11 protein-coding genes are annotated in these 12,381 nt (G+C 57.7%); 5 read left to right on the top strand and 6 right to left on the bottom strand.

The window, feature by feature from the left end; all coding sequences use genetic code 11:
* Window positions 1–68 precede the first annotated feature (68 nt).
* Window positions 69–1,097: a GDP-mannose 4,6-dehydratase gene (gene gmd, locus Poly24_RS11450; RefSeq protein ID WP_145094862.1), complete on the bottom strand. Its 1,029-nt coding sequence runs from the start codon at window positions 1,095–1,097 to the stop codon at window positions 69–71.
* A gap of 278 nt (window positions 1,098–1,375) precedes the next feature.
* Between gmd and Poly24_RS11445 the strand changes: the two genes are divergently transcribed.
* Window positions 1,376–2,113: a 4'-phosphopantetheinyl transferase family protein gene (locus tag Poly24_RS11445; protein ID WP_145094859.1), complete on the top strand. Its 738-nt coding sequence runs from the start codon at window positions 1,376–1,378 to the stop codon at window positions 2,111–2,113.
* Between the two features lie 34 nt (window positions 2,114–2,147).
* The gene (locus Poly24_RS11440; protein WP_145094856.1) at window positions 2,148–3,956 is read left to right on the top strand and encodes a glycoside hydrolase family 2 TIM barrel-domain containing protein; all 1,809 of its coding nucleotides are present in this window, start codon (window positions 2,148–2,150) and stop codon (window positions 3,954–3,956) included.
* Between the two features lie 149 nt (window positions 3,957–4,105).
* Here Poly24_RS11440 and mgtE read toward each other — a convergent pair whose 3' ends face one another.
* The 4 genes from mgtE to Poly24_RS11420 all read right to left on the bottom strand — a co-directional run bounded on the left by mgtE (window position 4,106) and on the right by Poly24_RS11420 (window position 9,357).
* A complete protein-coding gene (mgtE, locus tag Poly24_RS11435) occupies window positions 4,106–5,467 on the bottom strand; it encodes a magnesium transporter (RefSeq protein WP_145094853.1) in 1,362 nt (453 codons plus the stop codon).
* Between the two features lie 108 nt (window positions 5,468–5,575).
* Window positions 5,576–6,721, bottom strand: coding sequence for a trans-sulfuration enzyme family protein (locus Poly24_RS11430; RefSeq protein WP_145094850.1), 1,146 nt, complete (start codon window positions 6,719–6,721; stop codon window positions 5,576–5,578).
* Window positions 6,722–6,778: 57 nt separating this feature from the next.
* Entirely contained in the window at window positions 6,779–8,017 is a 1,239-nt protein-coding gene (locus Poly24_RS11425) for a M16 family metallopeptidase (protein ID WP_145094847.1), read from the bottom strand.
* A gap of 104 nt (window positions 8,018–8,121) precedes the next feature.
* Complete coding sequence (locus tag Poly24_RS11420) at window positions 8,122–9,357, bottom strand: M16 family metallopeptidase (protein WP_231753586.1); 1,236 nt, start codon at window positions 9,355–9,357, stop codon at window positions 8,122–8,124.
* Between the two features lie 348 nt (window positions 9,358–9,705).
* On the opposite strand from Poly24_RS11420, the gene Poly24_RS11415 reads away from it, so the two are divergent.
* The gene (locus tag Poly24_RS11415) at window positions 9,706–10,641 is read left to right on the top strand and encodes a 2-hydroxyacid dehydrogenase (protein ID WP_145094843.1); all 936 of its coding nucleotides are present in this window, start codon (window positions 9,706–9,708) and stop codon (window positions 10,639–10,641) included.
* Here Poly24_RS11415 and Poly24_RS27020 read toward each other — a convergent pair.
* Window positions 10,634–10,807: a hypothetical protein gene (locus Poly24_RS27020; protein WP_197452503.1), complete on the bottom strand. Its 174-nt coding sequence runs from the start codon at window positions 10,805–10,807 to the stop codon at window positions 10,634–10,636. The genes Poly24_RS11415 and Poly24_RS27020 overlap by 8 nt on opposite strands.
* Window positions 10,808–10,929: 122 nt before the next feature.
* On the opposite strand from Poly24_RS27020, the gene Poly24_RS27390 reads away from it, so the two are divergent.
* Window positions 10,930–11,154 carry a hypothetical protein gene (locus Poly24_RS27390; protein WP_231753585.1) on the top strand — a complete coding sequence of 75 codons (225 nt, stop codon included), beginning with the start codon at window positions 10,930–10,932 and terminating at the stop codon, window positions 11,152–11,154.
* 182 nt (window positions 11,155–11,336) lie between these two features.
* The gene (locus Poly24_RS11410) at window positions 11,337–12,290 is read left to right on the top strand and encodes a DUF1207 domain-containing protein (protein ID WP_231753584.1); all 954 of its coding nucleotides are present in this window, start codon (window positions 11,337–11,339) and stop codon (window positions 12,288–12,290) included.
* Window positions 12,291–12,381 lie beyond the last annotated feature (91 nt).

The raw sequence follows: 12,381 nt of genomic DNA, 5'->3' as shown, positions 1-12,381 counted from the left end.
TGCCGGCTCGCTGGCTTTCCCCGAATCGTCGCGGCGATCGGCCATTCTCTACTAACAGAAGCCGTTTTTTAAGCGTTGCCGGCGACAAATGTCTTGGCGTGCGCTTCGCGTTGTGCCAGTTCGAGGTCATGTTCGACCATGATGCGAGCTAGTTCGCGGAGGTCGGTCGATGCGGTCCAGCCCAGCTTTTCCTTCGCTTTGGAAGGATCGCCCAACAACAATTCGACTTCGGCCGGCCGGAAGTAACGCGGATCGATCTCCACGTAATCCTCCCAGTTGAGTTCCAGCTGCTCGAAGACCAAACGCAGGAATTCGCGAACCGACTGTGTTTCGCCCGTCGCCAGCACGAAGTCGTCCGGTTCGCTGTGTTGCAGAATCCGCCACATACCCTCGACGTAGTCTTTCGCGTAGCCCCAGTCGCGTTTGGCGTCCAGGTTTCCAAGGTACAGTTTCTTCTGCAGCCCTGCTTTGATCCGCGTCGCGGCGCGAGTGATCTTGCGCGTTACAAAGGTCTCGCCGCGGCGTTCGGATTCGTGATTGAACAGGATCCCGTTGCAAGCGAACAGGCCGTAGCTTTCGCGATAGTTGACGGTTTGGTGGAACGCGTACACCTTCGCACAGGCGTAAGGACTCTGTGGATTGAAAGGTGTCGTTTCGGTTTGAGGTGTCTGCAACACGTCACCGTACATTTCCGAACTGGACGCTTGGTAGACGCGGACCTCTTTGATCTTCTGCAGTTGGCGAGCGGCTTCGAGAACGTTCAGCGCTCCCACCCCCACGGTTTGGAGCGTGTAAACCGGTTGATCGAACGAAACTCGGACGTGGCTTTGAGCGCCCAGGTTGTAGATCTCATCGGGCTTGATATCGAGCACCAAATTGGTCAACGCCTGGCCGTCGGTCAGGTCGCCGTAGTGCAGCATCAGCGTCGGGTTGGCGTGCAGATCCTGGTAGATGTGATCGATTCGCTCAGTGCCAAAAGTGCTGCTGCGGCGTACCAGCCCATGGACTTGGTAGCCTTTTTCGAGCAGCAATTCGGCCAGGTAAGAACCATCTTGGCCGGTGATCCCGGTAATGAGTGCGGACTTCTGGTCTGCCATGAAAGACTGCCTTGGATAGGTAAGTTGGTTAGAATGTTCGGGCAACAGGCCTTATTGGGCTAACGATATCAAATTTCTCTTTGTCGAAGCAACCGCTTTGGGGCATACAGGATCGACAAAAATGCTTTTCTGGTTCCTGGGGGTGTACGACACCTTATCGCGGCGGCGGCGTTGCGTTTGAAATAGACTAGGTACTAACCATTGCTATCATCGAAGGGGCAGGCAGCCCCCGGCAGCAGTTTCACGTCTTCCTCTTTTCAAAAAAACGATTGGCTTGGATGTTTTCCTCTCCTCTACTGTCGCCTGATACCGTTCATCTGTGGCGGATCGATCTGGAACCCAGCGGCGCCCCATTTCCCGATTGCCTGGTCCCGGAGAACGATCAGTTGGCTCGAGAGGTGTTGTCGGACGAGGAGTTTGCGAAGGCGAGTCGCTTCGTTTCGCGACCGCTGCGGTTGCGGTACGCCGCGGCGCACGTGGCGATGCGATTTATTCTCGGCAGTTACTTGAAACGCCCCGCCGCCGAAGTTGTCCTGGCGGTGGAAAAGATGGGCCGACCGATCGTCGACTTCGCCGCGATGGAGCTCGCCCCCTCCCTCTTCTTTAATCTGTCGCACACCGAAGACATCGCGCTGTTGGCGGTTAGTTCCCAGAATCCGCTGGGCGTCGACATCGAAGGGATCCGCACGATGAAATCGCGGCCGGGGATCGATCGCCAGGTTTACACCGAGACCGAGCGGCAGCGGTTGCTCGACGCCAGCGATTCGCTGTGGTTCGATCACTGGACTGCGAAAGAGGCCGTTCTCAAAGCGACGGGCTACGGGTTTTATCTCAGTCCACTGCAGATCGAAATCGACCCGAGTCTCCGCCGGGCGGTCGCCAACGAAAAGTCGGGCCCTTCGCAGTGGATGCTGCATCGGTGCCCACCTTCTTCGCGATGGTCGGCGACGCTGGCCACATCGGCGCCCATCGAAGCGATCGATCAGCTGGAATTCCCCTGGCAGCAAATTCTTTGATCCGATCTATCCACGAACCCAAACGAGGCCTCTCATGTTCGCTGAACGATCGAAATTGCAAGCTCTCGTTTTGGCGACGTTGTTGATGTTCATCGTGATTGGCGAGGCGGCAGCTCAAATTCCTGTCATCCTTCAACACGATTCGACCAACGGATTTCGCCTGCTCCGCGGCGGCAAGGACTACGTCGTTCGCGGCGCCGGGGGAACGCAGCACTTGGATCGCTTGTCGGCGGCCGGTGGGAATTCGATCCGCACTTGGTCGACTGAAAATCTCGATCAACTGCTCGACACCGCTCACAAAAACAATTTGACCGTCTGCGTTGGATTGTGGTTGGGACATCCTCGCCATGGTTTCAACTATCAAAGCGAGTCGGAAGTCGCGGCTCAATTGCAGACGTGTGTCGATGCGATCACAAAATACAAGGACCACCCCGCGGTCTTGATGTGGGGAATCGGCAACGAGATGGAAGGCGATGGCAACAATCCAGCGATCTGGTACGCCGTCGATCATATCGCCCGAGTTTGTAAGCAGATCGATCCCGCGCATCCGACGATGACCGTGATCGCGGAACTGGGGCAAAACAAGGTCCGACAGATCGAACGCTATTGCCCCAACATCGACATCATCGGCGTCAACTCTTATGGCGGGATCTTTTCGCTGGATCAACGGTATCGCGCCGCCAGAAGCAGCAAACCTTACATCGTCACCGAACATGGGCCACATGGACCGTGGGAGGTCGAAAAGACGCCTTGGGGTTCAGCGATCGAAGCGACCAGCACGGCCAAGGCGGCTCAATACGCTCTCGGCTTCCGTGAATCGGGGCGTGAAAAATCGAGACTCTGCCTCGGTTCGTACGCCTTTTTGTGGGGTGACAAACAGGAGACGACGGCGACCTGGTTCGGGATGCTGCTGCCCGACGGATCGCGGTTGGCGGCTGTCGATGCGATGACCGAAGCGTGGACGGGCAAGCCACCGCAAAACGGATGCCCTCAAATCGATCGACTCTCGTTGGAACAGACCGATGGGCTGAAGCCGGGGGATAAAATTCGGGCAACGTTGGTCGCCGGCGATCCCGAATCCGATACGCTCACAACAAAATGGATCCTGCGACACGATTCGGGAACCGTTGGCGTCGGCGGGAATTACCAAACCGAAGAGCTTGCGCTCAACGATGCCGTTGTAGGCGACGCCGGGCACGCGGTCATAACGGTCCCGCAGGGTGGCGGCGGCTATCGATTGTTTGCTTACGTTCGCGATAACAACGGAGGAGCCGCCGTGGCTAATGTCCCGCTGCGCGTCGATGCTCCGGTGATGTTGAGAACGTCCCCCAAACCGCAACTCCCGTTGATCGTCTATGGTGACTCGATGGAAACCGAGCCCTACGCGGCATCGGGATTCATGGGGAACACGGCGGCTGTCAAAATGACTTTGGATAGCCGCGACGATTCGCACTCGGGATCAACGTGCCTGCAAGTGCAGTACACGGCGGCCGACGGTTGGGGAGGTGTTTTATGGCAATCGCCGCCGGGGGATTGGACCGGATCGCAGCCGGGCGGTTTCGATTTGTCCGCCGCGGGAGAATTGCAGTTTTGGGTTCGCGGAGCCCAAGGGGACGAGGTGGTGAATTTTGTGATGGGAGCGATCGATGGGGACCAGCCCTATCGCGACACCGCCAAGGTGGAACGGAAAGAGGTTCGACTAACCGACCAGTGGCAGCTGATCCGCATCGCGCTCGACGGCCGCGACCTAACACGGATCAAAACGGGATTCGGTTGGTCGTTGGCGGGGCAAGGCAAACCGGTGACGTTTTACCTCGACGACATCCGCTACGTCGCTCGATGATCATGGCGGCCGTGGCGAGTGGTTTGTCAAACTTTGATTTTAGGACGGATGGTAGTGGACGAGGTCACGAGTCCCCATGATCTCTGGCGCGAGAGGACTCGTGACCTCGTCCACTACTTCAAATTCAAATATGGATGAAGCACTAGCCGCTATTCTACGGCGCCGCTGAGCACGATGCGGGCGACGTTGATGTAGATCATGATCCCTAAAATGTCGACGATCCCCGCGACAAACGGATTGCTCATCAGAGCGGGATCGAGTTCCAAGCGTCGGAACAACAATGGCAACAGTCCACCGGCGATCGCACCGCTGCTGATCACCAACAGCACGGTGATCGGGATCGTGATCGCAGCGTACGGGCTGGGGGCGACAAACAACGCAAACAGATAACCGATCATCCCCAACGACCCGCCCAATAGCACTCCCATCATGACTTCGCGGATTGCGACGGTTCGCCAATCGCCAACCTTCACATCGCCACTGGTCAGCGCCGTAATTACCAACGTGGCCGATTGGCTACCCGTGTTCCCACCGCTACTGATGACCAACGGGATGAACCAGGCCAGCCAGATGTATTTTTCCAGTTCGGTGTCGTAATGCCTTAACAAAAGCATTGTCAACATCGCAGCAAAAAAGAGGACCGTCAGCCAGATCCCCCGCTTCCAGGTCAGCGTGAGGATGTTCTCGCGTAGATAGCCTTCATCCAGCGGAGCGACCGCCGCGATCCGTTGAACGTCTTCGGTCAATTCGTCGCGCAACACATCGATCACGTCGTCGTGGGTGATGATCCCCATCAACACGCGTCCCTCGTCGACCACCGGAATCGCCAACAGGTTGTAGCGTTCGACCTTCTCGGCAACCGACTCTTGATCTTCGTCGATCTGCACGGTGACGATATCGGTATCCATCAGTTCGCCCATCGTGGTGTTGGGCTTCCCCATCGCCGCGATCAACTGACGCCCTGAAACCACCCCGCGCAATTGATGATCTTCGTCGACGACATACAGATAATAGATCGTCTCATGATCCTCGGCCTGACGGCTCAGATCGTCCAACGCCTCGCGAACGGTCAGCGAGGCGGAGAGCCTCACAAAATCGGTCGTCATCAACGCGCCGGCGGTCTCTTCGGCGTGGCTCTTCAGCCGCATGATGTCGCGGCGTTCGGCCTCGGGCAACAGCGGCAGGATCTCGTTGGCCCGGTCGTCTTCCAGTTCGTGGATCAGGTCGACCCGATCGTCCGATGGCATCTCGGCGACCAGCTCGGCAAGCCGCTGGGGATCTTCTTGTTCGAGGATCTCCAGCTGTCGTTCTTCTTCCAGGTAACTGAAGATCTCCGCTCGCAACGCCACTTCGGCGTGTTGCAAAACCTGCCACGCCTCGCTGGCAGTCAGCCCCTCCATGAACTCGGCCGTGCGGACCGGATGCAGCGCCGTGCAGAATTCAGCTAGATCCGAATCGTTTGATTCGGCAAGCATTTCACGCAGTTCGGGTAGAAATAGCGTATTGACCATGAATCTCTAAAGTGGGCGCGGCGTGGTGTGGCAGACGGTATTACATCGGCGTCAAATAAAAAGGAGAGAGCAGGTGGCTTTCTTCGGGATCGTTTCAGTTTGCGGCGATCAAACCGCGGCGATCGCTTGTTCGATATCTTGTCGTAGATCGTCAAAATCTTCTAGGCCCACCGACAGGCGGACCAGCGCGTCGGAGATGCCCGCTTTGGCGCGATCGGCGGGGTCGTAGCTGGCGTGCGACATCGATGCAGGTTGTTCGATCAACGATTCCACTGCCCCCAAACTGACCGCCAAGTGGAACAGGTGTGTCTTGCCCACCATCGCGGCGGTCGCCTTAAAATCTCCGGCCAGTTCAAAGCCGAGCATCGCTCCGTAGATACCGTCGAATTGACGCGCGGCCAGTTCGTGGCCCGGATGCGAACTTAGCCCGGGGTAATAGACGCGTGAGACGCGCGGGTGGGCGGCGAGCCAGTCGGCCAATCGCGCCGCGGTTTTGCTCTGCTCGCGAATCCGAACGTCGAGCGTCTTGAGGCCGCGGCCGATCAGAAAACTACTGAACGGATCCAAGACCGCGCCGGTTGCGTTTTGGACAAAATAGAGCCGGTCGTAGAGTTCTTTATCGGAGACCGAAAGGGTTCCTCCCAAGCAATCGCTGTGGCCACCGAGGTATTTGGTGGCCGAGTGCATGACGATGTCGATCCCAAATTCCAGCGGCCGTACCAGGACGGGAGTGCCGAAGGTGTTGTCGACACCGATCAGCGCGCCGCGCGAATGGGCCAGTTCTGCCAGCGCGGACAGGTCGGGGATCGAGAACAACGGGTTGCCGATCGTTTCCGCCCACAGCAGTTTTGTATTCGGTTGGATCGCCGCGGCGACAGCGTCCAGATCGGTCATGTCGACAAGCGTCACCGAGATCCCGTTGCGATCGCAGATCTTGTGCAGCAAGCGGTAGGTGCCGCCATAGATGTCTTTGCCGGCGACGACATGATCGCCATTGCCCAACAGCATCGTCACGCAATGCGTCGCCGCCATCCCGCTGCTGAAAGCCAACGAACCAACCGCTCCCTCGAGCGAATTGAGCGTCGCTTGCAGGTTCGATCGCGTCGGATTGCCGCTGCGCGAATAATCGAACTCGCCCCACTCTCCGGCTCCGGGTTGGCGAAAGGTGCTGGCAAGATGGATCGGCGGCACGACGGCGCCGGTTTGGGGATCGATTGCATTGCCGTCGTGAATGGCGCGGGTACGAAATTTCATGGGTCGTGGCGTCGTCGAAAGGAGTGGGGAATCAATCAGAGAATGCGCACGGGCCGGCTATTCCGCGGATGCTTTGGAAACCGTGCGGACCTCGGTCGTATAATGCATCGGGTATGCGGCAAGAACGCGTTGCAGGTCGTCGGCATCTACGCTGCGATACTTTTTCAATTGATCGTCGAGCGTCTCATAAACGCCCCGTATCTGCCAGGCGTTGCCAATGGAAAACATTCGATTGCTCGGCCGCTCGCTGGACAGAATTAACCCCGCGCACATGCGGTTTTTGGCCTGTTCGATCTCATCTTCGGCGGGCCCATTTTTAACGAAAACTTCAATCGCTCCGTCGATCAACGCTAAGTTTGCGTCAACATCTTCCGGGGCACAGCTGAGGTAAGTGAACAACAGGCCGGCATCTTGAAACTCCTGAGTCCACATCGTCGCCACGTCGGCGCGACCAGTGTCGATCAGATCCCAAAACAATCGACTGCCCCCTTCCTCACCCATCATCGAAACCAACATCCGCATCGCAAACCGATCGGTGCTGGAATTGGGGGGGGCCGCTCCGACCCGAATCACGTAGGTTTGGCTGGAATCCGGAACCTCCAGTTCAATCTTTGCCTGCCCACCGGACGTTGGAGCGGGCACCATCGCCGGCATCGCTGCGGTAGGCCACTGGCTGGCGAGCGATTCGACCTGGCTGACCAAGGCATCGAAATCAACACATCCGGCAGCCGACAGCACCATGTTCTTGGGATCATAGCGCCGTTCGAAGTACTTCCGCATCGCCGTCGACGTCATCTCGCCGATCGATTCCGGCGTGCCCAAAACCCGGCTGCCCAAAGGGTGTCCTGCGAAATAGAGTTCCATCGACGTTTCGAAGGCACCAAAGGGGGGCTGGTCGTCGTATTTGGCGATCTCTTCGAGGATCACTTGACGCTCGGTCTGAAAGTCGTCGTCGCGGAGCGCCGGACGCATGATGTCGCACAACAGATCGATCGCTCGGTCCTGGTACTTTGGCAACACGGTCGTGTAATAAACCGTTTGCTCTTCGCTGGTGTAGGCGTTGGCTTGGCCTCCCAGTTCATCCAGTTCGCGATTGACATCCGCAGCGGTCCGTCGCGCGGTCCCTTTGAAGACCATGTGCTCCAAAAAATGACTCAAGCCCCGTTCCTCGGGCCCCTCGTCTCGGGCGCCGCTGCGAACAAAAAAGCCGAACGCCGCGGTGTATCCGGAAGGATTCAGCTCCGCGACAATTTGCAGGCCGTTGGCAAGCGTGTGCTGTTTGAATTCCAAAGTCATCTTGTTGGGTCACATGCAGGAAGAGGTTAGGTTGAGCGAGAATCGCACGCGGCAGGTTCGATTCCAGGCGGCAAGGTGGCGGAGCCAAGTGGAACGCGCGTCGGTCAGGGCACCTGGAGCGGTTCAGGCCCCACGGTCACGATCCGCAAATCACGCGGCGGGTTGCGTTTCCAGTAGTCGACCAAATCGGCGGTCGTGAGGGCGTCGATCTTCTGCTGCAATTCGTCACGCGATTGCACGCGGCCCAACAGATACCAATCCGAAACAATTGCCGAGGCCCGCGACGCGCTTGACTCTTGCTCCATGATCAGACTGCTTTGAATGCGGACCTTTAAACGTTCCAATTCCCCTTCTTCCACGCCGTCGGCGATCGCTTGCAGTTCTTGCAGCGTAACGTCCAAAGTCTCTTGCGCCCGTTCGGCCGTGGTCCCTGCGTAACAGAACACCCCACCTCCTTCGCGCGTCGAATGACAACCTGCGGAGATCGTGTAGCAGAGGCCGCGTTCCTCGCGGACTCGCGTGAACAACCGGCTACTCATCCCATCGCTTAGTACTCCCACGCTGGCACGCATCGGGTAGTAGTCCGGGTCGCCATAGCTGACGGCGGGAAATGCAATCCCAAGATGCGTCTGTTGCGACGGATGTTCAATCGGTTCATATCCCGAGCGACCATCGATCGCCAGTTCGGGCATCGGGTCGGTCGGTTTCCAATTGCCAAACAACGACTCGACATGCGCACGGACCTCGTCCCATTCGAAGTTCCCGGCAACCGACAACATCGCGCCCCGCGGTTGATAATGTTGCTGATAGAAGCCGCGGAGATCGTCGGCATCGATCGCCATCAACCCCGCTTCGTCCCCCAGCGAATTGCGTCCCAGCACTTCGCCAAAATGCATCTGCTTCAAACGATTCATCAACGTCTGCGGTAAATCATCTTCGGCCGCCGCCAGTTCTTGCAGGCACATTTGCCGGGCGTCGTCGATCTGATCGCCTGGCAGATGCGGACGCAAGACGATGTCGGCATACAGCGACAGCGCGGGCAACAGCGATTCGGCTGGCATCGAACCACCAAAACTGCCATGCGCCGTGGAGATGCTGCTGGATCGGTCCAGGCCCAGATTGTCCTGCACGGCGACCAAGTCACGGCTGCTGTAATTGCCCGCCCCACGCTGAATCATTTCGTTGACGAAGCCGGCCAATCCCAGCCGGTCGGGCGATTCGAAACGGCAACCGGCAGGCAGCATGAACGCAAACGCGGCCGAACGCAGCCAGGGCATTTTTTCGCCTAATAAGACAAGGCCATTGTCGAAGGTGTGATGGAGCGTTGTTTCGTAAGGCACGGATTGCCGCCAAATTGGGTGTGCAAATGAAATACAGCTGCCGAGATTATGACCGAATTGATGGTTGGGCAGGAGGGGGAGAGAGGGCCGGTGGAAAATGAGCCGACGGCACCAACGGGTGACGAGTATTGAGAATTGTTTACCGATGTTGCGCTGCAAGGGCTCGATCTTTCCCGAACGCCGTTTTGCGGTTTCCGCGCGGTTGTGGGACACGATTGGTGTTAACCGTTCGTCCCAAATCACCCGGATTGCACAATTTGCAAAATCGGTGCTGCAACGTTCGATAAGCCTGCGGAAAAGGGAGGCACGTAACTGCAAGATCCACCCAAGCGGTATACAATCAGCAGCATGAAAGACATCATCCTGACCGATCCGTTGCCTGAGTTTTTTTTGCCCCACACACAGGCTCGATGTGAACTGCGTTATTTCGATTCGGCGACCGACGCCGACTTCGCCGCCTCGCGAGGAATCCTAGCGTACGGTCACGTGACGATCGACGCCGAAATGATGGATCGTTGTCCGCAGTTGCAAGTGATCAGTAACCACGGTGTCGGGGTCGATCATATCGATCTGCAGGCCGCCGCAGCGCGCGGCATTCCGGTCGGGAACACGCCCGGCTGCGTCGATGCAGCGACGGCCGATCTGACGATCGCGCTAATGTTGGCGACGGCGCGCAAGTTGGTCGTTAGCGACGCGTTCGCACGCGGGGAGGAGTTCACGCGATATAACCCGGCGCTACTCATCGGACAGGAGGTGACCGGCAGCACGTTGGGGATCATCGGAATGGGAAGGATCGGATGCGAGGTGGCGCGGCGTGCCCAAGCGTTTCAAATGCGGCTGCTGTACCACAACCGTACCCGGCGTCCCGACGCCGAAGCGGAGCTTGGTGTCCAGTACCGATCGCTGGACGATCTGCTGCAAGAGTCCGATTTTGTTTCGTTGAATTGCCCACTGACGCCAGAGACAACCGGCATGATCGGCGCGGCGGAGTTTGCAAAGATGAAGTCGTCGGCGATCCTCTTGAATCTGGCTCGCGGGCAGGTCGTCGATACCCAAGCGTTGTACGAGGCGCTTCGCGATGAAAAGATCCAAGCGGCGGGACTGGACGTCACCGATCCCGAACCGTTGCCTCGAGATCATCCCTTGTTGCGGCTGTCCAACGTGATCATCACGCCACATCTGGGAAGCGCCACTGGCCGCACCCGGCACACGATGATGCAGCGAACCCTGGAAAATCTCTTCGCCGGTCTCGACGGCCAACCGCTGCCAAACGAAGTCAAATAGACTCTTCGGCTGCCATGTCGATCTGACCTTGGATACGAGACGGATCGTCATTGCGATCGTTGATATGAGGGGAGTCCTTACCGCGTTTGGCAGCGGCATGAATTGGAATCCGTCTTCGAGCATCGCGAGTATCAGTTCCCCCGGCAACAATCGCTTTTGCTGTCATTTAGTTTGCATCCAATTAGCTGATGTCGACGGTCGCAGGCAACGCGAGACGCGGACCTGTCCACTGTTTCTTATGATGTCAGCACGCATGCTAGCGAAATCTATTTGCCGAAATCGCGCGTTGTGCACTTTACCGAAGAACAACGCGACCAATACAGCCGATATATCCATCATCATTGCAACGCGATCGTGGTAACTCGCGATTCGCTAGCAACCGAGTTGGCAATTGCATCGGGCAAAAAGCTGACCAATGGCGGAGGAAGGGGATATGTGCACTTGGCTCAACAAATGTCACCGGAAGATTCCGGGATTGCCACGCACGCCCGCGCCACGCCGCGAAACCATTGAGCTACTGGCAATCGCCGATACGGCGGCGAGCTGACGAAGCGGATCGTCCTCGTCGATATCCCGATTGGGATCGTATCTAAATTTGGATTGCTTCGAAATCATCAATGCAGGCAAGCTGTTTGTACCCTTCAAACTTCTCAAACCGCCTACCCGAAATCGTCAGATCCATAACAGGGATCTTGATGCTGCTGGCCGTCCCGCAATCGATTGTCACGGGGGACGATGGGATCGCCATTGTCTCGTGGAGTGAAGTCGCCGGGCTGACTGCTGAGTCGGTTGCGACCGTCGAGGAGCCGGCTGGAATTTTGGAAACCGCTGGCGACCCCATTGGCCCGCTGCCGCCAACCTTCATCACAGCGGTCCCGAAACAAGACGAATGGAGTTGGCAGACGTTGCCCGAAGGTTTGATGTGGCACTCCTATATGGCGGGGCCTCACGAACCGCGGATCTCCACGGTGCTTTTCAGCGAACACGAGGGAGGCGCGTTTTGGGATGCAACCCTCGGTGGCCGCGTGGGCCTTTTGCGGTATGGCACCAACGACGTGCAACGCCCGCAAGGTTGGCAATGGGATCTGGAAGGGGCGGTGATCACGCGTTTGGATCTGTATAATTCCGAGGATGTCGAGTCCAACGATTTCCGCTTCGGCACCGAACTGACCAAAGCTTCCGGTCGGTGGTCGCTGAAATTCGGATACTTTCATATCAGCTCCCACGTGGGCGACGAATATATGGAACGGAACCCGAGCTTCAAGCGCATCAACTATGTCACCGAGTCGCTAATCCTAGGCGCCAGCTACCAAGCCTACGATTCGCTACGTCTCTACGGTGAAACCGCATTTGCATTTAAGATGTCCGGAGGAGCGCGGCCTTGGCAATTTCAAACCGGTTTTGAATATGTGCCCCAACCGATGTCGCGGAAGTGGGGTGGACCATTTGCCGCGATGAACCTGGACGTCCGCGAAGCTGTCGGATACGCACCCAGCTTGACTGCGCAAGCGGGCTGGCAAGTCCCAGGCAGCCGTTCTGGCCGCCGTCTCCGCTGGGGCGCGCAATACAGCAACGGCTACAGCAGCCAATTCGAATTCTTCCAACGACGCGAACAGACCATCGGTGGCGGCATCTGGTTCGATTACTGAAGTCGAGCAAGTCGCCAGAAGGGAAGCGTGGGATCCGCTACAATGTCGGTGCCAGTCTGTTGATATGACGGCTGCACGATGATTTTAGTTC

The sequence above is a fragment of the Rosistilla carotiformis genome (assembly GCF_007753095.1).
GTDB classification, from domain to species: Bacteria; Planctomycetota; Planctomycetia; order Pirellulales; family Pirellulaceae; genus Rosistilla; species Rosistilla carotiformis.
The sequence above is the reverse complement of the archived record's forward strand: the minus strand, read 5'-3'. Positions and strand labels throughout refer to the sequence as shown.